The 25,663-nt window shown below is 45.8% G+C and carries 19 protein-coding genes; 14 read left to right on the forward strand and 5 right to left on the reverse strand.

Going from position 1 to position 25,663, the window contains the following annotated elements; all coding sequences use genetic code 11:
* Positions 1–107: 107 nt before the first annotated feature.
* The 11 genes from EPX21_RS13240 to EPX21_RS13290 all read left to right on the forward strand — a co-directional run bounded on the left by EPX21_RS13240 (position 108) and on the right by EPX21_RS13290 (position 17,922).
* The gene (locus tag EPX21_RS13240; protein WP_134090173.1) at positions 108–674 is read left to right on the forward strand and encodes an RNA polymerase sigma factor; all 567 of its coding nucleotides are present in this window, start codon (positions 108–110) and stop codon (positions 672–674) included.
* Positions 675–778: 104 nt separating this feature from the next.
* Positions 779–1,750 carry a FecR family protein gene (locus EPX21_RS13245; RefSeq protein WP_134090174.1) on the forward strand — a complete coding sequence of 324 codons (972 nt, stop codon included), beginning with the start codon at positions 779–781 and terminating at the stop codon, positions 1,748–1,750.
* 91 nt (positions 1,751–1,841) lie between these two features.
* Complete coding sequence (locus tag EPX21_RS13250; RefSeq protein ID WP_134090175.1) at positions 1,842–5,186, forward strand: TonB-dependent receptor; 3,345 nt, start codon at positions 1,842–1,844, stop codon at positions 5,184–5,186.
* Positions 5,187–5,208: 22 nt separating this feature from the next.
* On the forward strand, positions 5,209–6,759 hold the full coding sequence (locus EPX21_RS13255; RefSeq protein ID WP_134090176.1) for a RagB/SusD family nutrient uptake outer membrane protein: 1,551 nt from the start codon (positions 5,209–5,211) through the stop codon (positions 6,757–6,759).
* An 11-nt stretch (positions 6,760–6,770) separates the two neighbouring features.
* Positions 6,771–8,549, forward strand: a complete 1,779-nt coding sequence (locus EPX21_RS13260; protein ID WP_134090177.1) for a metallophosphoesterase — start codon at positions 6,771–6,773, stop codon at positions 8,547–8,549.
* Positions 8,550–8,815: 266 nt separating this feature from the next.
* Complete coding sequence (locus EPX21_RS13265) at positions 8,816–9,430, forward strand: RNA polymerase sigma factor (protein ID WP_166670761.1); 615 nt, start codon at positions 8,816–8,818, stop codon at positions 9,428–9,430.
* Between the two features lie 171 nt (positions 9,431–9,601).
* Positions 9,602–10,561, forward strand: a complete 960-nt coding sequence (locus tag EPX21_RS13270; protein ID WP_134090179.1) for a FecR family protein — start codon at positions 9,602–9,604, stop codon at positions 10,559–10,561.
* Between the two features lie 187 nt (positions 10,562–10,748).
* Positions 10,749–14,000: a SusC/RagA family TonB-linked outer membrane protein gene (locus EPX21_RS13275; protein ID WP_166670762.1), complete on the forward strand. Its 3,252-nt coding sequence runs from the start codon at positions 10,749–10,751 to the stop codon at positions 13,998–14,000.
* A 38-nt stretch (positions 14,001–14,038) separates the two neighbouring features.
* The gene (locus EPX21_RS13280; RefSeq protein ID WP_134090181.1) at positions 14,039–15,586 is read left to right on the forward strand and encodes a RagB/SusD family nutrient uptake outer membrane protein; all 1,548 of its coding nucleotides are present in this window, start codon (positions 14,039–14,041) and stop codon (positions 15,584–15,586) included.
* A gap of 44 nt (positions 15,587–15,630) precedes the next feature.
* Positions 15,631–16,836: a CehA/McbA family metallohydrolase gene (locus EPX21_RS13285; protein ID WP_134090182.1), complete on the forward strand. Its 1,206-nt coding sequence runs from the start codon at positions 15,631–15,633 to the stop codon at positions 16,834–16,836.
* Between the two features lie 18 nt (positions 16,837–16,854).
* Positions 16,855–17,922 carry a phosphatidylinositol-specific phospholipase C1-like protein gene (locus EPX21_RS13290; protein ID WP_134090183.1) on the forward strand — a complete coding sequence of 356 codons (1,068 nt, stop codon included), beginning with the start codon at positions 16,855–16,857 and terminating at the stop codon, positions 17,920–17,922.
* Positions 17,923–18,093: 171 nt separating this feature from the next.
* On the opposite strand, the gene EPX21_RS13295 is transcribed toward EPX21_RS13290, so the two are convergent.
* Together EPX21_RS13295 and EPX21_RS13300 are read right to left on the reverse strand one after the other, a co-directional pair.
* Positions 18,094–18,612: a GNAT family N-acetyltransferase gene (locus EPX21_RS13295; RefSeq protein ID WP_134090184.1), complete on the reverse strand. Its 519-nt coding sequence runs from the start codon at positions 18,610–18,612 to the stop codon at positions 18,094–18,096.
* 96 nt (positions 18,613–18,708) lie between these two features.
* On the reverse strand, positions 18,709–19,710 hold the full coding sequence (locus EPX21_RS13300; RefSeq protein WP_134090185.1) for an energy transducer TonB: 1,002 nt from the start codon (positions 19,708–19,710) through the stop codon (positions 18,709–18,711).
* A gap of 516 nt (positions 19,711–20,226) precedes the next feature.
* Here EPX21_RS13300 and EPX21_RS13305 point away from each other — a divergent pair.
* Positions 20,227–21,834 (forward strand): TonB-dependent receptor, encoded by a 1,608-nt coding sequence (locus EPX21_RS13305; protein WP_134090186.1) that lies wholly within the window; start codon positions 20,227–20,229, stop codon positions 21,832–21,834.
* A gap of 39 nt (positions 21,835–21,873) precedes the next feature.
* Here EPX21_RS13305 and EPX21_RS13310 read toward each other — a convergent pair whose 3' ends face one another.
* Positions 21,874–22,221, reverse strand: coding sequence for a DUF6249 domain-containing protein (locus tag EPX21_RS13310; protein ID WP_134090187.1), 348 nt, complete (start codon positions 22,219–22,221; stop codon positions 21,874–21,876).
* Between the two features lie 120 nt (positions 22,222–22,341).
* On the opposite strand from EPX21_RS13310, the gene EPX21_RS13315 reads away from it, so the two are divergent.
* On the forward strand, positions 22,342–22,911 hold the full coding sequence (locus tag EPX21_RS13315) for an RNA polymerase sigma factor (RefSeq protein ID WP_166670763.1): 570 nt from the start codon (positions 22,342–22,344) through the stop codon (positions 22,909–22,911).
* Entirely contained in the window at positions 22,908–23,336 is a 429-nt protein-coding gene (locus EPX21_RS13320) for a hypothetical protein (RefSeq protein ID WP_134090189.1), read from the forward strand. Before EPX21_RS13315 ends, EPX21_RS13320 begins: the two co-directional genes overlap by 4 nt.
* Positions 23,337–23,447: 111 nt before the next feature.
* Here the strand turns inward: EPX21_RS13320 and EPX21_RS13325 are convergent, their stop codons facing one another.
* Together EPX21_RS13325 and EPX21_RS13330 are read right to left on the reverse strand one after the other, a co-directional pair.
* On the reverse strand, positions 23,448–23,825 hold the full coding sequence (locus EPX21_RS13325) for a helix-turn-helix domain-containing protein (protein WP_134090190.1): 378 nt from the start codon (positions 23,823–23,825) through the stop codon (positions 23,448–23,450).
* Between the two features lie 325 nt (positions 23,826–24,150).
* Positions 24,151–25,275 (reverse strand): DUF748 domain-containing protein, encoded by a 1,125-nt coding sequence (locus tag EPX21_RS13330; protein ID WP_134090191.1) that lies wholly within the window; start codon positions 25,273–25,275, stop codon positions 24,151–24,153.
* Positions 25,276–25,663: the final 388 nt, after the last annotated feature.

Raw genomic sequence — 25,663 nt, forward strand, 5'->3', positions numbered from 1 at the left:
TTGGACACCGCTACAGCAAATAAACAAACCATAACATCAACATAACAACCCCTTAACAAGAAATTAAAGCGCGGTCTCTAGCTTTGCACCCGAACACGTCTAGCCTTATGTTTGGTTCCACCTTAGAAGAACTTTTCCAACGCACCAAAGCCGGCGATTCCGTCGCGTTTACGGCATTGTACAGACATACCTGGCAAAAGCTCTATCAGTTAGCCTTGCGTAAAACTCAATCTGACGAAGAGGCAAAAGATATTGTGCAAGAGATCTACATACAGTTATGGCAGAAAAAGGAAAGCATTGATATCCGCGGTTCGGTAGAGGCTTACCTCTACAGCATGACGAAATATGAAATTGTAAAAAGAATACAAAGCTCCCTAAAGGACGAAGCCCGTCGATTTGACTACCGTCAGCTTATTGACGATTTTTCCCTTCCAAGTGACCAGCACGTGTTTGCCAACGAGCTCGAAAAACAGCTTAACAAGGAGGTGGACGCTCTACCCACCAAGCAACAACACATTTACCGCCTGCATCAAGAGGATAACCGCAGTACCCAAGAGATCGCACGGGAGCTGGGACTTGCCGAACAAACCGTCAAAAATCAACTGGTACACGCCAAACGTAAAATACGCTTAGCACTCAAAGAATATATGCTGTCGGCCATACTCTTTTTTTAACCCCCCCCTTCACACAAAACACATAATCTCTTAACAATTTAATAACCCCACCTCATTGGTACCGCACCTCGCATTTATACTCATAGAGATAAACGCGCGCATACATGGATCAAGAGAAGATACACAGTTTATTAGAAAAATACTTAAACGGCACTTGTAGCCAACAAGAAAAAGAATCGATCGACGCTTGGTTTGAATCCGACCGCCATCGTGATCGTGTCTTAACGAAGGGGAAAGCCATGGAACTCGAAGAGGAGATTCTCACCCATGTTAAAAATCGCCTTTCCTTGCCGACCGGCCAACGAAACAGACGGCGATCCCTGTGGTTTAGTACTGGCATCGCTGCCTCCATCCTATTACTCCTAGGCGGATTGATTTTCTTTACCATGCACCATCGCAATAGGGAACAGGACAAACAGCCGACAGCCAAGCTGTTCACTTTTCATACCGAACCTGGACAAAAGGCCAAGCTCCGGTTACCCGACAGCAGTATTGTGTGGCTAAACGGCAATACGGCTATCCGCTATGATCAAAAATTCACCGGAGCTACGCGGGCCATCTACCTCGATAGTGGCGAGGCATTTTTTGAGGTACACCCTCATCCACGGAAACCTTTTATTGTCCATACGGCCGAGCTACAAACACAGGTGCTAGGCACCTCTTTTAATATCCAGGTAAAGGATCACCGAAATCAGTACATTTTAAGTATCAATACTGGAAAAGTAAATCTCATCCACAGCCAGCACAAACTTCCGAACACCTTGCTTTCAGCCGGTCAGGAATTCAGCTATCATTATAACAAGGATACCTATAAAATTCAGCCAATTCAACCTGGCAACGAACATGCTTGGATCTATAATGAACTCGTATTCCAAAACGCCTCCTGGAAAAAGGTCGTTGCACAACTGGAAACCTGGTACGGCATCCGCATTCATTTAAACCTACAAAAAGGGCGACATGAAACATTTACCGCACGCTTTGAAGATCCGACACTGGAGTCGGTGTTGAAAGCGCTTCAGAAAATTAATCGATTCCGCTACACCATCAACAAAAAGGAGGTTCATATTTCAAACTAACGCCGAACAAAAAACCGAAACTGTTGACAGCAGTTTCGGTCAATCCATTTTCAATCGTTCTTCCAAAAACAAATCAAAAACAAATAAAGATATGCCAAAAACACGAATACTGGTCATTTATTTCATTTCATTTATGAAGTTATCATGCATTACTCTCCTTACCTTGCTATCAATGGCTGGCACCCTGTTAGCACATAAAAGCGAGGCGCAACAAACGAGCAGCACAATTATCCATTTTAAATCAAAAAAACTTTCCTTAGAGGAAGTGCTGCAAACGATCCAGGCGCAATCGGATTTCAATCTTATATACAGTCCCACCCAAATCAACGGTCGAGCTCTCGTTAGTCTCCCTAATCAGCGTACTTCCTTGGATGAACTGTTAGCACATTTAGCCGAAAATGCCGCCGTGGTACCTGAAGTAAACAAGGGTAATATCTATATCAACCGAAAGCAACAGCCTGGCAGGCTTGTTGGTGTCGTTAAAGATACCGAAGGTAACCCCCTTATCGGCGCAAGCGTGAGCTTAGTGGGTACTAACGCCGGAACCATGACCAAAGAAGACGGCAGCTTTACGCTGCAAGCCAGTCCCGGCACCTACACCTTGCGCGTGAGTTACATTGGCTATGAACCTTATGAGCAAAGAGGCGTAAACATCTTAGAGAACAAGGAAACGCAATTACAGGTAAGCCTTCGAGGTACGGGCCAGTTGCAAGAGGTGGTAGTTAGTTACGGTACGCAGCGCCGGCGCGAAATTACAGGAGCTTTGCAAGAGCTCAGCACCGAGAACCTGCAAGACATGCCCGTCAATCAATTTGCACAGCAACTACAGGGAAAATTAGCCGGCGTTCAGATTTACCAAACTTCGGGACAGCCGGGCCGCGGAATGTCGTGGCGTATTCGCAACGCAGCTTCTTTATCTTCGGGTAATTCGCCCCTTTTCGTTATAGACGGCATGCCCATCACCGGAAGTATCAACAACATCAATCCCGCAGAAATTGAATCCTTTACCGTTTTGAAAGATGCCTCGGCTACCGCTTTATACGGATCAAGAGCTTCCAATGGTGTCATTCTCATCACTACCAAACACGCAAAACCGGGCGACCAAACGAAGGTGGAGCTTAACAGTAATTACGGTATACAAACCATTCCGAGCCGTGGCGTACCGGTTATGATGAATGCCCGCCAATATGCAACTTTCATGAACGAGCGGTATCAGGATATGATTCGCTATGAAGGCTATACAGGTGAAATTCCGGAGGTTTATCAAAATCCGGAACAGTATGGCGAAGGCACCGATTGGTTTGACCTGCTTACGCGTACGGCGCCTATACAACAGTACGATGTGAGTTTCACCAGCGCAGGGAAGCATTCGACCTCCTCTGTTATTGCAGGTTACCAAAACCAACAAGGGGTGGTCATCAATAGCGGAACCCAACTTTATTCGATTCGCATCAACCAAGACTATAACCTCTTTGACGATAAGTTGAAAGTCGGATTTAATCTAGCTCCCAGCTACCGATTAGACCATAATAATCGTTTGGAAGATGGTATCCAGGGGATTGTACAGAAGACCTCTGAAGCCAGCCCGCTGATCAGCCCCTATGATGAAAACGGCAATCTTGTTAAACACGCCCATTCGCCCGGTATGGTAAGCTATATCAACCCTTTGGCCCGCTATTCTGAAGTGATAGACGACTACACTACCACACGCATTTTGGGTAATGCACACCTTAACTATCAGATCTGGGATGGGCTCAGCTTAAAAGGTTTGTTAGGTGTAGATAAAGGCGACGAAATGCGGCAGTTCTTTTCGCCTGCACTGATTAATGGAGACGACATCTCTACCGGCACCAGCAGTTCAGTAACGAACTACAGCTATACGGCCGAAGCCAACCTCAATTACAATAAGCGTTGGAAAGCACATTCAATCGACGTATTGGCCGGCTATTCATATCAATCATTCGAACAAAAAAGCAATACGGTTACGGGAAGAAATTTTGCAAGCGACGAGGTGCCTTACCTGAACGTTGCGGCCAACATTACCGGAGGCTCCAGTAACGCAACCGACTACGGTTTGGTTTCCTATTTAGGTCGCGTCAATTACAGCTTCAAAAATCGCTATCTATTAAGTGCGTCTATGCGCCGCGACGGTTCGAGCCGTTTCGGTCGCGATCAAAAATATGGGTCCTTCCCTTCTTTTTCCCTTGGTTGGATCTTGAGCGATGAAACCTTTATGCAAGCTTGGAGCGGAACGCTTAGCCTGCTCAAGCTGCGCAGTAGCTACGGTATTACAGGTAATAATAACATTGGAAATTATACTCACATTGCCCAGTTAGGTACTTCCAACTATGTGGTTAACGGAGGACTTGCACCGGGCACCACCATCACCACCTTAGGCAATACCAATCTTGCTTGGGAACGCAGCAAGCAATTCGATCTCGGCGTGGATGCCTCTTTCTTTGATGATAAGCTTTTCTTTACTTACGATTACTATCACAAGTTGTCGGACGGTCTCATTCAAGCGCGCCCAATACCGCAAGGTTCGGGCTACAGCAACATCACTTCCAATGTCGGCGAGATTAAATTCTGGGGCCACGAAGTGACCTTAGGTGGTCAGTTGGATTTTGGAAAGCTCAGCTGGAACACCGCCTTCAATATATCCTTTAACCGAAACCGTATCGAATCACTTGTAAGTCCGGGTTATTTCCGCAGAAATAACACAACAAGTGCCGACTATTATCGCAACCAGGAAGGGTACCCACTTGGCATGTTCTACGGTTACATCTTCGAAGGCCTTTATAAAGACGCCGAAGACCTTGCTAATTCAGCCAAAGAAGCGAACTCCGATGTAGGCACTATTAAAATGCGCGACATGAATGATGATGGCATCATCAATGAAAACGATCGCACTTTTATCGGTGATCCCAATCCCAACTTCCTCTTTGGATTCACCAACAACTTCACCTACAAACAATTCGATCTAGGCATTTCAATGGCCGGTGCAGTGGGAGGCGATATTATTCTCCCGGCCAAGTGGGCCTACCTTACCAATATGGATGGCGCGCGTAACCTATTGGCAGAAGCAGCCGATCGTTGGCGTTCGCCTGAAGATCCAGGATCGGGCAAATTTCCGCGTACCAAGACGGGTTCGACAGGTATCGGTCGACAAGTCAATTCACAATGGGTGGAAGATGGTTCATATCTAGCCATGAAGAATATCACGCTCGGCTACCGATATCCTGTTAAGCGCCTTGGTCCTATTAAACAAATAAGGGTTTATACGTCCATACAGAACGTATTTTTCATAACAAACTATTCCGGTATGAATCCCGAAATCAGCTTGAACGGACTGGATGGTGCCAGCATTGGCATTGACGAGAACGCCTATCCCGTTCCTCGTACTGTCTCCTTCGGCTTAAATGTCTTATTCCAATAAACGCAACATAAAAACAGAAAATATGAAAAGATATATTCCGATCCTATTCATCCTGCTTACTTTTCTCCTGCAAGGATGTAAGAATGCCTTGGAACTTTCGCCAAAAGACCAAGTCTCTGAGGCCAACTTCTTTAAAACGGAGGCCGACTTTACACAGGCTATCAACGCCGCTTACAATCCGCTTCGTACCGTGGGCGCCGATTATTATACTGGCGAAATGCGGTCTGATAACACGCATTACGAGCATAACCCGGCTATTCAGGGCACGGCGGTTACCATGCGCGCCGATATTGCCAATTTCACCAACGATGCCTCCAATAACTACTCCAGCCACATTTACTATGATAGCTATAAAGGCATCTCGCGAGTGAATATTGTGCTGGCCCGGATTGACGAGGCAGATCTCAGCGACGAGACGAAGAACAACTTCAAGGGGCAGGCTTTATTCCTCCGCGCTTTTTATTACTTTAAGCTTGTGCGCTATTTCGGCGGGGTACCCCTATACCTTACCGAGGTAAGAAATGAAACCGATGCTTTTCTACCACGCGCCTCGGCCGAAGAGGTGTATGCCCAGGTCATTGCCGATGCCACGGAGGCCATTTCGCTCTTACCTGTGCCCAATAACTTTCCTCAATCAGGCTATGCCAGCAAAGGAGCAGCCACCATGCTACTGGCCGACGTGTATGCAACACGAAAAGAATACGCACAAGCAGAGCGCCTCTTGCTAAGCTTAGAAACGATGGGCTACGCCTTACTGCCCAATTATGCAGACGTCTTTTCTACTGCGAATAAAAACAGCCGGGAATCTATCTTTGAAGTTCAATTTATGCAAGGTCTGGAAACAGGCATGCAGAGTAACTTCATCTACATTTTTCTACCCAAATGCTACAACACTGCGCTCATTACGTATGGGGTGGCTACGCAAAACACAGCCACAGACGGCGGCGGAGGTTGGAACATCCCAACACAAGATATCATCCAAGCTTATGAACCTGGAGATGCCCGTTTAGAGGCTTCTATTGGCATTGCCGAAGGAACGTATGATGGAAGCTACTATTTCACCCTAACAGCGCAAAAGAGCGTGGTAAACTACCAAGCTCCGGAAGGAAAAACCGGCGTTCCCTTTATCAAAAAATACCTCAATCCTCATAACGACAAAAACAATACCGATGATAATTGGCCTGTGTACCGCTTTGCGGATGCTCTTTTGCTGTTGGCCGAAGCACAGAATGAACAAGGCAAAACACAAGAGGCCATGGTACATCTCAACCGTGTGCGAAGCCGAGCACTGCAACAGGCTGCGCCCTTGACCGCTAGTTCACAGCAAGAAGCGCGTGACCTGATTCTCCACGAACGCCGTGTAGAACTGGCCTTTGAAAACCATCGCTGGTTCGACCTACTCCGTGCCGGTAAAGCGCTTGAAACAATGAATGCCTATGGTGCCGGATTGAAGAAAACACATAACTACTTAGTGCCTTCGGCTTATCAAGTGGATGAGAATAAGTTGCTGTATCCACTGCCTTTTGCCGAGGTGGGGGTCAATCCCGAATTAATTCAAAATCCTGGTTATTAACATTAAATAACATGTATAATAAACTCTTAAAAGTCACTTGTTTTATTGCGCTTCTATTTCCTTTCGGCGCACAAGCACAAAAAAGAAACGACAAAGCGAAGAAGACATTCTCCATTGCCGTTATCCCCGATACACAGTACAACACGGAAGAAAGCCAAGGCGGCAATAACGAGCTGTTTACGGCGATGATCGACTGGATACAAGCTAATCGGGAAGAGGAGAACATTGTATATGTTGCCCATTTAGGTGACATTACCGACAAAGGCGACCGCAAACCCGAACAATGGGCTAATGCGGCGAAAGCGATCTATCCGCTAGAAAAGCCGTTGCCGGGCTTACCTCATGGCATACCTTACGGACTGGCCGTAGGCAATCACGACCAACTCCCTAGCCAGTTCGCCGTTAGCGGTGCTACCCAGTACTATAACCAATATTTCGGTATTGACCATTTTAAAGGACGAGCATATTATGGCGGACATTTTGGCCAAGATAACGACAGCCACTATGATTTGATTTCGGCAGGTGGATTGGATTTGATTGTTATCTACCTTGAATTTGATGCGTTTGACGAACAGCAAGATGCGATGAACGACTGGGCCGTCGGCTTACTTCAGCAATATAAAGACCGGAAAGCCATCATCGTAAGTCATTACATTCTAGGTTATAATCCGGTAGCGGGAAGTAATGTAGCAGGTCAAGCATCCTTTGGAAAGCAAGGACAACGTTTGTACGATCGCATTAAAACACAGCCGAATGTATTCCTGATGCTTTGTGGTCACGTAGGTGATAATGGCGAGGGATATCGACAAGATAGCTACGCCGGGCATACCATCAAGACCATGCTTTCTGATTACCAGAGTAGGCCTATGGGCGGCAACGGCATCATGCGTTTGCTTAGCTTTGATTTAGAAAAGGATCAATTGCGTGTGCGCACGTTATCGCCTTACCATCGATTGGAAGAAAAAGACGAAGATAGCTTTTTTACGCTACCCCTCTTCCGCGAAGCATCAGCTAGCAGAATCTTCGACTTCGACTTAGATGGCAAGACAGACCTCTACCGTTTTAAGGACGGTAACTGGTATGACCTGAAAGACATCAAGGCATCGCTCGGCAATAAGGGAGACATCCCCGTGCCAGCGCCCTATACCAGCTACGGAAAAAGCAGTCCTGCCGTTTACAGACCGTCCAAAGCTTCCTTTTATATAGCCGACTGGCGCGCCGTTCCGCTGGGCGAGGTGGGCGACACTCCGGTACCGGCCGACTACGATGGCGACGGCATTACCGATTTAGCTGTTTGGAATCCGGAAACCGCCGAATGGCGGATGGTGGGAAAAGAGCCCATTAAACATGGCTGGGCGGCTTCCGTGCCTGTGCCTGCCGATTATGACGGCGACGGTGCGGCTGAAATTGCAGTTTGGCGATTGTCTAACAAAACTTGGTACATCGCTACACTCGGAAATGTGCCTTTCGGCGAAAAGGGTGATGTACCCGTTCCGGCCGACTACAATGGTGATGGCAAGGTGGACATCGCTGTATGGCGCCCCAGCAGCGGTGAGTGGTTAGTATACGGAGCCGAAGAGGTTATTAAACTAGGTAAAAAAGGGGATCTGCCCATTCCGGGGGATTACGACGGATCCGGCAAAGCGCAAGCGGCCGTGTTTGATCCGACAGCCAAAGTCATACGCTTCGCCGATGGCCACAGTATCCCTTTTGAAGCTGACTTGGCTGAGATTGTCAACTTGCCTTTTGCTATTAAACAATATTATATTGATCTATTAAAAGCTTCATGATCGAAGGCATTATTAGCAGAGCTAAAAGCACCTTGGTGAATAAACAAGTACGCGATACCAAGTAGATCAACATTAAAACAACGAAGGGGTGTATCCTATGTTTGTTGCAAGCAAATGTAGGATACACTCCCTTTATTCTTGTCCTGAATATGGGCTATCTTCAAACAAAAATGTCAACGTCCAGTCCACAAACACACCATCGCTTTTAATAATTTATTCTTTTTAGTTTCGCTTTTAGTAAATATACAATGCTATACTTTGCTGGCATGAAGACAGCAAAGCAAGGGAGTATACAAATCGATGCACTTACTTCTGACGAACAACTTTTTGAGCAGTTACATGAAACGTTCTGGCCGATGCTGTTCCGCCTCGCCTGTAAGAAATTGGGTGATCGAGATGAGGCTTATGATCTGCTGCAGGAGTTGTTTTTGGAGCTCTGGAATAAACGGGATGTCTTTCCTTTACACCAATTATCGTTCCCTTGGCTTAAAAAGAGGTTGTGGTATAAATTGATCACCTATTTCCGAACACAGGGATTTCGCCAACGCCATTTGGAAAATTTCAGCATATTGATGGCCTGCGAACAACCCGTGATCCAACAAAATGAATCAATAGATCAGCTTGTTGAGAGCCAGTTTGAAACCATCATGGACGCCATTGCCCTTACCGTTGCGCAAATGCCGGATAGGATGCAGGAAGTTTTCCGGCTTAACCGCGAACAGCATTTTACCATCAACGAAATAGCCGATCGCCTGAGCCTTTCTCCCAATACGGTGCGCAACCACCTCCATGCTGCTACAAAACGCCTTCGAAAATCCCTCGAAGCGCAAAACCTTTCCACACCGAGCATAGCCCTACTTTGGTGGATCATATCGGGTTAGTGTTAACAAATCATTAATCATTATTCATATAAACTTATTACCCAAACACTAGTATGTTTTGGCTTTTGGTGCTTTACTATAATAGTTTCAGGGACCTAGCGCATAATCACAATAAAGTGAACAGCGCCTGGAGTAGCTGGTAGCTACCTTGGCGAGCGAAGGAAATAAGTAATGAAAGACGATAACAAACTAAGGGAATTATATCAAAAGGTGATGGAAGGAACGGCATCACCCGACGAAGAGGCATTGGTGGCACGGTGGCTTGACCAGTTAAAGATAGATGATGAAATGGATGAACAGACCGTTGACGAATGGCAAGGACGCTCCATGGCTGACCTCCGAAAGGCAATCACACCTCCGGTAGCTGCTCGGTCCCGAACAAGCAGATTGATCTGGACGTCAAGTGCGGCAGCGGTACTGCTGTGCTTCCTTACATGGTGGTTGGCTTCGCCCCATAAACCTGGCGAACCAGCGGTGGCACCGGAAGTGATTTACGCCACGCATAGCACAATCGGCGGACAACGTAAGCTATTGACATTGGCAGACGGTTCGCGCGTATGGCTCGGCAATGCCAGTAGCATTCGGTATCCAAAAGATTTTCAGCATGGAAAACGCGAATTATTTCTTGAAGGACAAGCTTTTTTTGAGGTAAAGCCCGATAAAAACAAACCGTTTTGGGTACACGCAAATGGGTTGGACATCAAAGTATTAGGAACCTCGTTCAATGTGAAAAGTTACGGCGATGAAACGATGCAAACAGTCACCGTCGCCACAGGTAAGGTATCAGTAAACCCCGCACAAGATGGGCAGGAATGGATGCTCGAAAAAGGCGAGCAAGTGATTTATCATTCAGCAGATAAGACAGGCATCAAGCAAATGGCCGATTTATCGGTAGCCTTGAGCTGGAAAAACGGGGTGCTTATTTTCAGGAATGAGCCCTTGGAGGAGATAGCCGAACAACTCGAGAGGTGGTATGGAGTAAGCATTGAAATAACATCCCCCTCCATTGCTAATAAGCAATTGTCGCTATCAATAAAGGATGAACCCCTGCAACGAGTGCTTAAGATGCTTTCGCTTGCAGGAGACTTCCGGGTAGAAATACGCGGCAGCCGCGTGACGATTTGCAAATAAGCCCGTTTGCGACCATTACTATTTTTTAAAGAAAGGAGGTATATGATGCAATTGTAGAAGTACATAAAAACTATTTACATCTATTTCACATGAGAATAAAATAGGGCGGAAGCTTCGTTTTACGGAATGAATAATTAAAACAATGAACAATTCTATAAATAAAAATGCAATAAAAATAATTTGTGCTATGTCGCGATTACTGTTTCTGCTTGTGGTTATATCCTGTACAGCCACGGGCGTCATTTTGGCATCGGATGCGATGTCGCAGGATCTCCGCAAGATCAACGTGATGCTGGCGCTCGATGATAGCGACAACCTTGGTCACCTCTTTCAGAAACTGGAACAACAGTCAGGTTTTCGTTTCTATTATGACAAAGCCGTTGGGGAAATACCTGCCGATGGATTCTCAGATGCGGAAAAGGCCAGCCTATATGAGTTGCTGGTAACTATCTCCAACAGCTTTAACTTGAAAGTCACGCAAAACAAAAATATTATCGCCGTGACTAAGGCACGTACGCAGCAACCGAGCCGTATCAGCGGACGGGTTACCGATGCAGATGGCATTCCGCTTCCCGGTGTCAGCGTACGTATCGTGGAAATCGACCGCATGGTCAGTACAGACGGCAACGGTAATTTCTCCATCAATGTACAGCCGGCTAGCTATACGGTAGAAGTCAGCTACCTCTCCTATCTTAGTCAACAGACAGAAAATGTTCATGTAGAAGCGGGTAAAACCACATCCTTGTATTTCGAACTGGTAGAGGAAGCGAAAGCATTGGACGAAGTAGTCGTTGTTGGATACGGCAGCGCCTCCAGCAAAGAAATCTCGGGTTCCATTGCCTCGCTCTCAGCAGATAAGATCAATAAAGGGCCTGTAACCTCGATCGGCCAGCTATTGCAAGGCCGCGCGGCAGGCGTCGTAATAACGAGGGACGGTAACCCCAGCGGGTCACCATCCATTACCATCCGTGGTACATCAACGCTTCGTACCGGAGGTATGGATGTACTGTATGTGGTGGATGGTGTTCCAATGCAACAGGGAGCCATATTGCCTGCGCCTAATGACATTCTCACTATCGATATCCTGAAAGATGCGTCGGCCGCAGCCATTTATGGCTCAAAGGCGGCAAACGGGGTAATACTCATAACAACTCGTCAAGGGACAAAAAGTGAAGGTAAATACGTCAATGTGGACAGTTGGGTGAACATAGAGACGGTGGCCAAACGCTATGAGATGATGAATGCGAATGAGTACCGCAGGTATATGCAAGACGCCGGTGCCGAGATCGTTGATGGTTGGGATCAGGGTGTGAATACCGACTGGCAGAAAGAAGTAATGCAAACAGCGCTTTCGCATAACCAATACCTCAATTTGGGAGGTAACTCGGGCAGCACGAAGTACGATGCCAGTTTGAACTACCTCTCGCAGAAAGGATTGATCAAGACTAGTGGTATGGAGCGAATCAATGGCCGCGTCAGTGTTGATCAGTCGATCTTGAAAGAGCGCGTCTCTTTGGGATTTACGCTGAGCGGCTCCATAGCCGATAGCGACCCTATATATAATCAGGGGGCCTTTCTGAAGAGTATGCTCACTTTTGTCCCTACGGTAAATGCCACCGATGAGAACGGGGTGTATATGCAAGACCCCTCTCGCCGTGATTTTAATCCCATGGCCATGATAGATCAGGTCAATATCGACAGCAGAGATGAAAAGCTATTTGGAAATCTTCGTGCAAAGGCTTCTATTATCAAAGGACTGGACTATAATCTATATCTGAGCTATCAGACTTCACGTAACAATTATGGTTCCTACGCGATGAAGGATTATTTGCCGGAGTACACTCGGAACGGAGAGGCTACGCGTAACACCTCTACTATGAATAGCCTGGTGTTTGAGAACTACTTTTCGTACAATACGCAGATCAATCGCCACGGTATCGGTGCAATGGCGGGTTATTCTTGGCAAGAGGATAATACGGGTGATGGTTTTCAGACTACCAACGTAAACTTTGTGAGCGACGCGACGGGATATTACAATATGAATCTTGGTGCTCCCCCCGCCGGCTACTTAGTCGACTATGGCAACTATGCCATCAAGACGCTTCGAATGATCTCGTTCTATGGTCGGGCGAATTATAATTTCGACCAGCGTTACATTTTGCAGGCTTCACTCCGGCGTGATGGTTCATCGGCCTTTGGTACCGACAATCAATGGGGTTTCTTCCCTTCTGCTTCGGGTGCCTGGCGCATTATCTCGGAGCCTTTTATGAAAGACCAATCGGTTTTCGACGATCTCAAGCTGAAGGTGGGTTGGGGTATCAGTGGTAATAGTTTGGGCTTCGACCCAATGATTTCGCGTCTGCGCTACGGCGCTTCCGGAAAGTACTTCGATGCGGGCAGCTTTCAGACGGGCATTGTCCCCGTTCAAAATGAGAATCCCGACCTGAAATGGGAAAAGACTTCGATGGTTAATGTGGGATTGGACATGGCCTTTTTCAATTCGCGGCTAACCGTCGGCATGGAGTATTACAATAAACTTACCAGCGACCTGATTTGGGACTATTCCGTTCCACTTACCGAGTATCTATACAGCAGCATGACGGCCAATGTGGGCAAAATCCGAAACGACGGAGTGGAGTTGTCGCTCAATGCAACACCGGTGTCAATAAAGAATTTCCAATGGAGCACGAGCCTCAATCTATCCCATAACCGCAATAAGGTAGTGTCGCTGTCAAATGATAAGTTTGCGCTGGATAATGACATTCGCCGTGGCCCGGCAGGCGCCGGTCAGTCCGGTGGTTCCTCGCTGATCATTCGGGAAGGTTATGCTTTGGGTACGCTCTTCACCCATCGGTTTGCAGGTTTCGAGTACGAAGAAGGGAGTACTGCCATAGGTCATTCCCTCTTTTATGATAAAGACGGTAATATCACGGCTACTCCTACGGACGTTACCGATTATCATTTTTTGGGCAATACACAACCCAAACTGACTTTCGGCTGGAATCATACCTTAAACTATAAAAACTGGTCGCTCGATTTAATGTTTACCGGTGTATTAGGACGCAAGGTGCTCAATGCGACCTTGGCCGAGCTTACCTACGTATCGCGTGCTACCCACTTCAATCAACCCAAATATGTTCTTGAGTCTGGACAACCGTTTGGCGATACCCGCTCGCAATTTATGTCAGATCGTTATATTGAGAAAGCGGATCACCTCAGATTGCAAAACGCTTCGCTGGCTTATACATTCAGATTTAAGCCGGAGGCCAGTGTGAAGAACATTTCGGTCTATGCAAACGTCAATAACGCTTTTGTGATTACTAAATACCGCGGTATCGATCCTGAGGTGAATATGGGAGGCATCGATCCGGGGGTCGATAACAACAATTTTTACCCCTTACCGAGGGCTTTCCAGTTTGGAGCGAAGTTTGGTTTCTAATGTGTTATAAAAAGTTAAACAATTAAAAGATTTGATTCATGATAAAAAGATTGTTTTCATCTATAGCGCTCGTCGGCATGCTGATGATAGGCTGTAGCGATTTGGACGTAGATGTGCTGTCGGATATCACGCCCGACAATTTCCCGAAAACCGAAGAGCAGCTTAAGGCCGCTTCGGGCGCAATTTATACCGCTTTTGCATCCAACTATGGTGGTTCATGGTGGTTAACGAGTGAAATTTCAAGTGATGCAGCTATACTGCCGGCCAACGGCGGAAACTGGTATGATGGTGGTATGTATATGCAATGCGCACTCCACTCATGGACTCCGCTCACAGGAGGTCGACCCGGTGGTCAATGGGCGTGGCTTTACAACACAATTAATACCTGCAACAGTGTGTACGAGTTGTTGGCAGTAGCGGACGAATCAGAGGGGAAAGAGACCTCTATAGCAGAGCTGCGCGTGATGCGCGCCTTGTGTTATTTCTATCTAATGGACATTTACGGCGGCGCGCCCCTTGTTACGAAGTTCGGTGACGCAATAAAAATCCGCAATAGTCGCCAAGAACTGTTCGACTTTGTAGAGCGTGAAGTATTGGAATGCGCACCCTTATTAAATGCCGGAAATGATATTAACACCTATGGCCGTCCTAATCAGGCGACCGCTTATACCTTACTGGCCAAGTTATATCTCAATGCCCAAGTGTACACGGGTACACCGAGGTGGAACGAGGCACTACAGATGTGCGATAAGGTGATGGCCTTCGAAGCGGATAATACCGTGGCGCTGCACGGAGATTATTTGAGTATGTTCCACTACGACAACGGACCAGCAATCAAGGAGTTTATCTTTGCGGTTCCATACGATGAAAATAACCTCACAGGCTTTACCCCTTCGCGTTTTTTTCTAGGTCGTTATACCCTTCAGGCTTTGGGAGGCTATCAATTCGGAGCAAGCAGTTGCTTGCGAGTTAATCCGGCCTATTACGACCTGTTTACCGAAGATCCGAATGATGTGCGCGAGCAGACCTTTATGAAGGAACAGTTGTATAGAGAGGATGGCGTTACGCCATTGCAATTTCAAGGTAATTTGTTGTACCACCCCAAGGAGATTACTTTTGTCAACGAAGCAACCTTCGATGTGGGCGACACCGATGCGGATTTCTATAAAGGTTATCGTAGCAACAAGTTCACGGTTAGCAAATCCCAGCCCACCACCAGCCATAGTAACGACTTGCCTGTGTTCCGCTATGCAGATGTGTTATTAATGAAAGCCGAAGCGATCCTACGTGGTGCAGGGCCAACAAATGGCGATACACCGGTTAGCCTTGTCAATCGTGTTCGCGAAAGAGCGGGCTGTACCCCTTGGGCATCGGTCGACCTGAATAGCCTGCTCGATGAACGCGGTCGGGAGCTTTGCTACGAAGCTTGGCGGCGCAACGACCTGATCCGTTTCGGCAAGTACGAAGATGAATTCATGAGCTTCAGTACGCTCAGAAAAAACACTGATCCAGCTTATCGCCTCTTCCCTATTCCACAAACGGAAATTGACAAGAACGCCGAATTAGTACAAAATCCAGGTTATTAGGCGACAAGACAAACAATATGGAAAAGAGCATCAAACATAATCAAATGAAGATAAAATTCGGTAGCATCGTCAGCGCGGCAATAGTGCTTTGCTGCTGGACTGCAGCCTTAGGACAGTCATCAAAGCACAGTAATCCCTGGGAGCCTGCCGAAATCAGTGTGATTCCTCCGATTGCTTCGCTCGATAGTGGCGTATGGTTAAAAGGTGATTTACATGTGCATTCCCGGCACAGCAAGGAATCCAGCAATAATCCCATAGCAAAGATCCTCCATTTTTCTAAGACTGTAGGTATCGACTACCTGGCCATTACCGACCACGACAACCACGTGCTGGGCGACGTGGCAAACAATACATGGGTAGATCCGGAATTTAAATCGGACTCCGTCATATTGCTCTATGGCGCAGAATGGACAACCGTTCGTGGGCATGGCAATTCAATTTCGGCAATTCCATATGACCATCAACGATTATACGATGTCCGTGATCAGCGCGATGTAGTGATAGGAGCTGTAAAGAAAGGACTTGGTATTCACCTGTCGGCCAATCATCCCGCCGGACCAAAGGATCATTTCGGGTACTCCTATGATATCGTCGAATCCATGGAAGTTTGGAATTCTGTAGTATGGCCGAAAAACGCCAATTCAATCCTGATTTGGGACGACATGCTTTCTTCTGGTCGCAAGCTGACCGGTAGGGGCGGTAGCGATACCCATCATGGCGTGCCTACAGGAACGGAGCAGGAAACGCCGAACAGTAAACAAGCCCAATATAATTATGTCGGAACGCCCACGACCTGGGTATATGCGAAGTCGAGAACACCCCAAGCTGTTGTTGATGCCCTTACCGATGGGCGGGTCTCAGTCAGTCAAAACCCTTATGCTCCACGTGTTGAGTTTTATGCCGATCTCGACAGAGATGGTACGATGGACATGATGATGGGGGACAATATCCGATCGACCGGAGAAGTAGTCGCGTTTCGTGTCCAGCTGACGGGCAAGACAGTGCCGACGGAACCCTATACCGTCAAAGTGATCAAGAACGGAAGCGAATTCCAAACTTTCAAAATGAAAGGTGATAACCCAATGGTGGAATTTACAGATATGCCCGCTACAAGTGGTAGGACCTATTATCGTGTAACCGTGGAAGGTCCGTCTACCCCTTACCCGGAGGTACCCAAATCAACGGAAATGAGTGGTAACATGGTTGGGCTCTCCAATCCGATTTACTTTAACTTCGATCCGAACTTTTAACTATAAAACAATTATCTAATGAAGGCGTTCGTTTGTTTTGCCATAATATTAGCCACGTTGAGTGGACGCAGGGAAATCCCAGACAGCTTGCCGATTAACAAAATACAGGTCATCGGTTCGCACAACAGCTATAAAAGAGCCATTGATCCCGCACTGTTTAAAGTATTAGAACAACATGGCGCTGATCGGATGAAAGGGCTGGATTACAGCCACATTCCCATCATAGACCAGCTGGAAATGGGCTTAGGCAATCTCGAAATCGATGTCTATCGGGATGAAAAAGGAGGAAGATACGCACATCCCAAAGGATTGGACTTGGCGCCAAATCAAGAACCTTACGATCCGGATGGTGAGATGCTCAGATCTGGCTACAAAGTGCTGCATGTACCGGATTACGATTTCCGTACCGATTCGTATACTTTAGAAAGCTTACTAAAAAAGTTAAGAGTGTGGTCAGAAGAACATCCCGACCATTATCCCGTATTTATCACCTTGGAAGCAAAAGGCGGTGATTCAAGCGGGCCCGGAATGGCGGCTACTGAAGCGTTGACGGTGCAGGCCTTCGATGAACTGGACCGATGTATTGAAGAGTATCTGGGAAGGGAGCACCTGATTACTCCGGATGACGTCCGTGGTCATTATTCAACTTTGGAAGAAGCGGTGTTGGCCGGTAACTGGCCCAAGGTACAAGAAGCCAAGGGAAAATATCTCTTTGTTTTAGATGATAAGGATCGCAAGCGGGCTACGTACATGGAAGGTCGCCCTTCTCTGAAAGGCCGCATACTGTTTGTCAATGCTGATCCGGGAACACCGGAAGCTGCCATACTCATAAGGAATAACGCCAAGCTGCCGGAAATCAAAACCCTTGTACAGCAGGGCTATATCATCCGCACGCGGGCAGATTCCGACACGAAGGAAGCACGTGCAAACGACCGGTCCAATTTCGAAGCCGCATGTAATGCGGGTGCGCAGATCATTACCACCGACTACTACCTAAAAAGTACACACTTCGATTCGGACTACCGCGTGCATTTTGAGGGCGAGAAATACATTAGGGTGAATCCGGTATTCGTAGCAGATAAATAGTTTGATCGCTTAATCGATTCTCTAACATGTTTTTTCAAAGAAAAGAGGTCGTTTTATTTATAAAATGGCCTCTTTTCAATAGTTGTCCTGAAAGCTTGTTGTCCATCTTTCACGTATCGTTTCCTAACAACCGCCTGCAATAGCCGGCAACACCATCGACGCGTGAGTTCCTTAATCTTTCTTTAACAACTTTTCAAAAGCCATACGGGCAGCACCCCGAAGGTATACCTCTCCGCAATATTGATAGCCTAATTTCTCTAGAACCCGAAGCATCGCTTTGTTATCAAAGTTGGTATCTACCTTAATGCTAAAAACATCCCGGGCCAATGCGAGTGCTTCCAATTCCTTCATCAGCAGCGTAGCTGTCCCTTTTGTTTTAATATCCTGCGCCACGGCTACACGATGTACAACAACATAATCCTGATTGCTAAGCCATTGCCCCTCGAGGGCATTATAGGCAGGCTCACCATCAAAAATAACCGCCATATAAGCCACTATATACCCATCTGAAACGAACACGTATCCATATCCCTCGTCAATATCCTTTTGGATCACTGACGGATTCGGATAGCCGTCTTGCCATTGTTGGCTTCCGTCCTGCTTCCTTAATGCAATAGCCTGTTGAAGTATTTCCCAGATTCTATCCTTATCTTCGTTCGTAGCTTTTCGTAAAGTAAATTCCCGTGTCATATTTTTGAAAGCGTAAAAATACTGTTTTTCACGGCATATAATACGCCATTTTCAAAACGGGCCTCATAAAGCGGACACAAGCTCAGAAGAAACGCCTTAGCCCCGCTGTAGGTTCAGTTGGATCGGAATCGAATACGACACCCTAACCGGAATTCCCCGCATCCTTCCCGGCACCCAGGCCCCACTATTTTGCAACACCCGCACTCCTTCCTGCCCAGTTCCCATACCTAAGTCCTTCATCACCTTTATTTCTCCCACTTTGCCCTGTGCATCTATCACAAAGGAGAGGATAACGGCTCCGGCAAGGCCCCGCTGATAGGCTTGTCGCGGATATTTATAGTTGGTTGCGATGAATCTGTACAAAGCCTGCAACCCACCGGGATATGTCGGCATCTCTTCCACTTTTGTGTATTGCACTTCACTCCCGGTTGAATCGACACTCGTACCTTCTAACAACTTACCCTGATCATAATGTTCCGTATAGCTGTATCTTCTCTTTAGGAAAGTCCCGGTCCAACGACCGTCTTTGTAACCATCTTTATAATCCCCTTCTTCTGTATCTCCCTCTTCGTCAACCTCCGCCACATGCCCGTTTCCGTCCTTTACCAGTTGGATGCCAAGCGAATCATAAAATGCCACCAATTTCTTCGGTGAGAGTTCCATTGTTGAGTTTTCCTTTCCTTCGCCCGTTCGTCCAGGGGCAATGATTTCCTTCTTCAGATTTCCGTTATTATAGTAATATCGACATATGCCCTCTTGCACACCTTCTTTGTAGTGCTCTTCACTTACCTTTTTACCGTCTTTCTGAAAAGTTGTTATCAGGCCTATCAAACTAATCCGGTCACCGTTGAAAAACGCTTCTCCGGTACAGTACACCTCGCCGGTTTTATATAGTTCTACAAATTTATAGGGCGCTTCTGACGTTTCGCCCGGTGTCAAAATGCGTATATATTCCGCACTATCTTTTTCGGCAACAGGATATCTTTTCTTATTGAGATAGACAAATGTTTGATTTTGGCCGAAAGCAGGCAAATAAAAAAGGGTAATAAAAGACAATACGGTTGCAAATGCAATGCTACGATAGAAAAAAGTAATCATATAGTTATATTAAGGTTAAGAAACAGTTTAACATAAGAAGCTATCCCAAACACCTTGCTACTAATAGGTTGTCCGCCCACCTACTGCGGTAAAATGACGACCTCTAGAAGGCGTCTTTTTCTAATATCCGATAAATATAATAATTAAAATAAATTTCTAACATATAAGTTTTACATTTTCTCATTTTGATGCTATCCGAGAGCCTGCCTTGCTGAAAACGCGCAGGAACCGTCTTAGCGAACCTTACCTATAGCCATCAAACATATAATCAAACTAGCCATTACAAGGATCAACTAGTAGATTTATTTTTTAATTTCCTATCGATTCCGTTCAAGAATCCGGTTTTGGCTCATTAAGCAAAACGTAAGAAGCGTTTCCGACATAATTACTCCTCACACTCGGATCAGATCGTGGGAGCATGGGTGTATCAAGATATTTTCTTTTTAATATAATATAAAATCGTCGATTTTTTAACATTCCGCGACTAGTTTGGCCGAAGCATTTAAGATAGTATTTATGAGAAAAACATTACTTCTTGCCATCACTTTGCTTTGCATGGCACATCCTTATCTCTCTTTCGCACAAACGACGCAAGCTTCTATTTCCGGAAAAATCATCGATGAAAAACAAAAAGGCATTCCGGGAGCGACAGTGCAAATCCGTAACGAATCAACAGGATTCAGCACGCGTACTTCTACCAACACCAACGGCGACTACACTTTTAAAGAACTTCCCTTGGGCGGGCCTTACACCGTGAAAGCGCTCTATATGGGCTATGGTGAACAAATCCGTACCGGCTACAACCTCAACCAAGGGGATGTGGTGCGGGTAGATATTCCGATGGCTGAATCCGCGCAGGACCTCGAGGTAGTAGAGGTGGTTGGCGACGGCCTAAAAAACAAGCTCGAGAATATCGGTGCGGCCACCGCTATTACTGCGAAGGATGTTACCAAGCTTCCCGTAAACGGCCGTAACTTCACCAACCTCATGGAGCTTTCGCCTTTAAGTAACGGCACCGGCTTATCGGGACAACTTAGCTCGGGAACCAACTTTACAATCGACGGGATGACGGCCAAAAACCCAACTTCCGCCGGTTCTACGACTAGTCGAAGCGGTGCTCCTTACTCGATCTCCATCGAAGCCGTTCGGGAATTCAAAGTGGTAACCAACCAGTATGATGTCACTTATGGACGAAGCGGCGGGGGTACGGTCAGCGCCGTAACGAAGGCAGGTACCAACACGGTAAACGGCAGCGCTTGGACCTATGCACGGGCCGACTGGCTGTCCAGTCCATACGACATCCGTGGAAACAAGCGCGATAACGAGTTTTCCACCTATCAATATGGCTTTACACTTGGCGGACCGATAATCAAGGACAAGCTCCATTTTTTTGTAGCATGGGATCACCAGCGCGATGCCCGACCGCTTATCATTGCCGACATCCAATCGCCGACCGACGAAAGCCGTTTCAATGTGACCCAGTCAACACTAGATCAGTTCGTTAACATAGGCCGCACCCGATATGGATTAGGAAATGGCGCTCAATATGGCTCCTTCGACAAAACCAGAGGTTCAGATGCCGCCTTCGCCCGGATCGATTGGCAGATTAATGAAAAAAACCTGCTAACAATCCGCGACAATTACACCAACGACCGGAATGCACTTGGCCTCGCGGATAATACGTCCATCAACCTGTACGAATCATATGGTGACGACAAAAATATCGATAACAGCTTCTTGGCTACCTTGCGGACTTCTATCTCACCTCAACTTACCAACGAGCTAAAGGTACAGCACCTTTATACTTACCAGAACAGTAGTCCAGGCAGCGAATTACCTGTCGCCAATATTCCCCGCGCAATCGTCGAAAATGTGGCATCAACCATCGATGGTACTACACGGACTACCAACATCCAATTGGGCGGGCATCGCTTTGCGCAAGAACGCTTTAAGAACCACGTCTTACAATTGGTAAATAACATCTATCTTAACACCGATAAAATAAATTACACTTTCGGCACCGATGTGATGTATACCCACGCTAGTTCGCTCTATGGAAGTGAGGTAAACGGCCGGTACTTTTTCTGTTCGTCGTTCCGAGTTGCTTGTCTTTCATTTAATTGAATTTTAAGCGCGTTGCAGCATTCATACCCTAATCATCAATTAGGACTCTCCTCTCTCCGTACGACTGTTTACGAAAAAGAAATAAACAAGAAAACCAACCGCTATAAAAGCCCCCTCCACACCATAAGGCAATGGCGACTCATAATCATACTGTACAAACTCCAATACGATCAGTCCGATCCCGGCGAAGAGCAGAATAAGCCCCCATTTGAGCGAACTGTATTTGTTATCTACCTTGCTGGTAAAAAGTCCTTTGATGAGCTTTTCATCCGTCAAGCCGGATGATACAATACGCGAGCGAAGACGGTACTTCAAAATAGTCTCAATGACGTAGGCGATCGTGAAGAAAACGGTTCCGACTACCAATACAGGTTCCAAATGATTCATATCTAATTTTATTAATGTCAATTTGTCCATCTGACGGTTTGACAAAACAAAAAGTTGCAAAAAAACTATTTTATTTTTTCTGAAACCTAAATGGCAGCGCCATCGTCTAACGGGGGAAATATGTATCCAGATCATGAATTGATAGCCAAGATTAACGCGGGAAACCTCCACGCTTTCCGACTATTGGTAAGTATGCATGAAAGACTGGTACAAGGGATGGTAAGGCAAATAGTAAAAGATGAAGATGATCAAAAAGATGTATGTCAGGACGTATTCATTAAGGTATACAAAAATCTGAAATATTTTAAGCAGGAATCAAAACTTTCCACATGGATTGCGCAGATCGCATATACCACAAGTTTGGATTTCTTAAAGAAGACAAAGAAACAACAGGATTTGACGGATGAAACACGACTCAATGAACATTGCTTAGTAGCAGAGGGAGGGCCCGAGCAAGAATTAAACAGTAAAGAAATGCGTACCTTTGTGCTCAAGACGATTGATATGCTCCCTCCGGCTTACAAGTTGGTGGTTAACCTTTTTCATATAGAAGAATACAGCTACCAGGAAATAGGACAGATTACCGGGCTGTCGGAAGGCACGATCAAAAGTCACCTTTTCAGAGCGCGGAAACTATTGAAAGATAAGTTGATGGCATTGCGGCCACAAAATCGAGGAACCAAGATATGAAAGACGAGCGATACAGCAAACTGCTATTGGAACAAATCCGTCAAGAGAAAGAACATCTTAACGAACAGGAAATAACGGCCTACCAGACTTTGTTTGATTTGCTCGAGGCAGAAAAAGCGCATAGCCGACAGATTGCAGAACAGCAAAGTATTGTGGAAGAGACAATGGCCCATATTGTCTTCTTGGAAGAGCAAAAGGATAAGCGTAGAGACGCCATTAATGTCGGCTTAGGCCTGTTTATAGGTGTTTTAGCCATTGCCATATCCTATTTTTTCATTGACCGTCCGCTATTACAGGCTTTACTAAATTGGATAACGGTACATGCATCCATTTTGTTGTTCTCATTGGCTACCGTCGTATTGATACAATGGGCAGATAAAAGGCTTGTTCGCAGACAAAATAACCATCACACATCAACACGCTAAAGCATTTAACATAAATCCGGCCCCGAAGATAAAGGAATACTCGAAGAAGGATCAACACCGCGCAAATGGGTACGCAGTGTTGATTCCACCTTCTTTTCTATTTGATGTTGGTTAAGCCATTGCAGGTGTCCTGCCGAGTCGCTGTGCTTGTTGTGCTAGGACGCTATTGTATTCTTCAAGCAGCGTAATATATTTGTCTTTCCAATAAGACGTCTCTTCCACATACTGAATAGCAGCAGAAAAGTTTTGCTTATTCTTTTCGATTTCACGCTGAAAATCCTCCGAAGTAAACAACTCGGGAAACTCTTTAGAAAAGTCATAGCGAATAGCAACACCAATTTTGAAGATAATCTCTGGTTTAAACCGCGCTTGTGCAAACCAGTTATAGATTGATCTTCTGTTCACTTTCAGCATCCGACTCAATTCACTGATGCTGTATCCGTTTCTTCGAATGGTCATTTCGATAATTTCACCATAGTGCTTGTCCATAGGTCTTATTTGTTTTTCTTTTGCGATGCAAAGTTTGTGAAAATTGGAGAAAGGATTTGCGGGAGTTATACTGAAAGTGAGACAGGAAAAATCCTGTTTTTAGAAAAAACGCAACGCATTTATGCAAATATGTACAAATCCGCAACGTTAGGCCTCGATATACCCTAATAATGGCAGGTAAAACTGTAAACACCAATGAGAACGGCATAAAAAAGAAGCCCATGCCAAAAACGCCGGGCTCCTTTTAAGTACATATTATATTTATTTATATATTAACGATTCGACATACAAATTGGTATATCGGCAGCAAAAAAGCGGTGATTTTCTATTTCCCCTGCATATCGTCAGAAGTCTTATACTTTTCCAGGCCTACTTTAGTTCCATCAGGCGATGATATATCGATCTCGTTATCAATACTGGGCAAAAGAGCCTCAATAAAGGCATTTTTCAACACCTCCCATACTGCCTGCCATACGCCTACGGACGATTCGCCAAAGCTTCCCTGAACCGGAATCTTAGTGGCGATCTGATCCTTTTTGGGATTTTCTAAAATATCCCCAACCACGTCAATAACCGTTTCTTTTACCTTTTGAAAGAAACCGTCCTTCTTGTCTTCCGCTCCTTTTACTTCAAGTTCTTTCACAATAGGCTTTACATATCCCTTAAATCGTCCTTGATCTGCCGCAAATTCTGAATACAGACTAAAGGTGCCGCGACTGATATCAAACTTAGCATACGCGATAAAGAAATCATTTAGCTTAACGAGATTGGCCTGCTTGATTTCGGCGGTCAAATCAAAAGTAGGCTGCTTAGCCAAGGCATCTAATTTCATATCTAATGTAAAAGTTCCTCCATAAGCCTTGGCACTCGCCACAACCGATGAAGGCAGCTTTACATTAGATTTAGAAGTATTCTTTAGATTATTTGCCAGGATATAAGTATCCGTTAAAGAAATATCGACTTTAGGCGCCGCCGTACTATCGAGATAGCGAATACGCCCATCCTGGACTTCGAAACGGTTTACTTGCAGCGGCATGAAATCACGGAGTACCTGTCTGAAATCATTGGTATCCTTCGCCACTTGCCCCGGTTCGGCTTGCCCCTTGGTGAAGCGCAGTTCAGGCGAAAGCAATCCTAGCTCACCCACAATCCTCCCTTTGAACAGCGAAGGCCATTCGACAGAAAGGTCGATTTTCTTCGCGCTGAAAAAAGGTGTTTGCTTGCCTGTCGTCGAATCGACTTTGCGTATATAGATACTATCTATCTGATAAGCCCCTCGATATAAAGAGATATCGATATCTTTGACATGCCCTGTATAACCGTTCATGTCTTGTAACGTACGGTTCGCATATCGCAACACAATATAAGGCAATAATAATCGGAGGATGATCAGTAAGACCACAACACTTCCAACAATGATCAGCGTTTTCCTTTTTTTGAATGAGGCCATCTTTTCTAAACAACTTATACTAACACCTAAAAAGCAATACCCGTCTGTGGTGCCAATTATTTTTAACTATAACAAATCCCGATCTAGTATGTTTCTGTCGCTATCAGACAAAGGCCAGCCATTGTCTGCATACCAGGCGAGCGGGCGGCTTTATTCATGCGGTATATTAGGCGAATTGTTTTCGCAAGACCGGACATACCACACCTACAACCTACTACCCGATTAAAAGCGCGAAAAAATGAGCAAAATAGTTTTGCCGATAGGGTTTTTAAGTATAAATTTGAGACAAGGATCCTATGTGATCACTAAACCACCTGTTCTTTTAGATTGATCGTTAAAATAGTAGTAAGGAGCGGCAAAAACACGCTGTGTCTCGATCCTATACAAA

It is taken from the genome of Olivibacter sp. XZL3 (assembly GCF_004368405.1).
Classification (GTDB): Bacteria; Bacteroidota; Bacteroidia; order Sphingobacteriales; family Sphingobacteriaceae; genus Olivibacter.

Coding starts and splice junctions, on each gene's coding strand:
- EPX21_RS13285 (WP_134090182.1), top strand. CDS start 15,631: ATGAAGATAAAATTCGGTAGCATCGTCAGCGCGGCAATAGTGCTTTGC.
- EPX21_RS13280 (WP_134090181.1), top strand. CDS start 14,039: ATGATAAAAAGATTGTTTTCATCTATAGCGCTCGTCGGCATGCTGATG.
- EPX21_RS13300 (WP_134090185.1), bottom strand. CDS start 19,710: ATGATTACTTTTTTCTATCGTAGCATTGCATTTGCAACCGTATTGTCT.
- EPX21_RS13325 (WP_134090190.1), bottom strand. CDS start 23,825: ATGGACAAGCACTATGGTGAAATTATCGAAATGACCATTCGAAGAAAC.
- EPX21_RS13290 (WP_134090183.1), top strand. CDS start 16,855: ATGAAGGCGTTCGTTTGTTTTGCCATAATATTAGCCACGTTGAGTGGA.
- EPX21_RS13310 (WP_134090187.1), bottom strand. CDS start 22,221: ATGAATCATTTGGAACCTGTATTGGTAGTCGGAACCGTTTTCTTCACG.
- EPX21_RS13270 (WP_134090179.1), top strand. CDS start 9,602: ATGAAAGACGATAACAAACTAAGGGAATTATATCAAAAGGTGATGGAA.
- EPX21_RS13265 (WP_166670761.1), top strand. CDS start 8,816: ATGAAGACAGCAAAGCAAGGGAGTATACAAATCGATGCACTTACTTCT.
- EPX21_RS13330 (WP_134090191.1), bottom strand. CDS start 25,275: ATGGCCTCATTCAAAAAAAGGAAAACGCTGATCATTGTTGGAAGTGTT.
- EPX21_RS13315 (WP_166670763.1), top strand. CDS start 22,342: ATGTATCCAGATCATGAATTGATAGCCAAGATTAACGCGGGAAACCTC.
- EPX21_RS13295 (WP_134090184.1), bottom strand. CDS start 18,612: ATGACACGGGAATTTACTTTACGAAAAGCTACGAACGAAGATAAGGAT.
- EPX21_RS13245 (WP_134090174.1), top strand. CDS start 779: ATGGATCAAGAGAAGATACACAGTTTATTAGAAAAATACTTAAACGGC.
- EPX21_RS13240 (WP_134090173.1), top strand. CDS start 108: ATGTTTGGTTCCACCTTAGAAGAACTTTTCCAACGCACCAAAGCCGGC.
- EPX21_RS13250 (WP_134090175.1), top strand. CDS start 1,842: ATGCCAAAAACACGAATACTGGTCATTTATTTCATTTCATTTATGAAG.
- EPX21_RS13305 (WP_134090186.1), top strand. CDS start 20,227: ATGAGAAAAACATTACTTCTTGCCATCACTTTGCTTTGCATGGCACAT.
- EPX21_RS13255 (WP_134090176.1), top strand. CDS start 5,209: ATGAAAAGATATATTCCGATCCTATTCATCCTGCTTACTTTTCTCCTG.
- EPX21_RS13260 (WP_134090177.1), top strand. CDS start 6,771: ATGTATAATAAACTCTTAAAAGTCACTTGTTTTATTGCGCTTCTATTT.
- EPX21_RS13275 (WP_166670762.1), top strand. CDS start 10,749: ATGTCGCGATTACTGTTTCTGCTTGTGGTTATATCCTGTACAGCCACG.
- EPX21_RS13320 (WP_134090189.1), top strand. CDS start 22,908: ATGAAAGACGAGCGATACAGCAAACTGCTATTGGAACAAATCCGTCAA.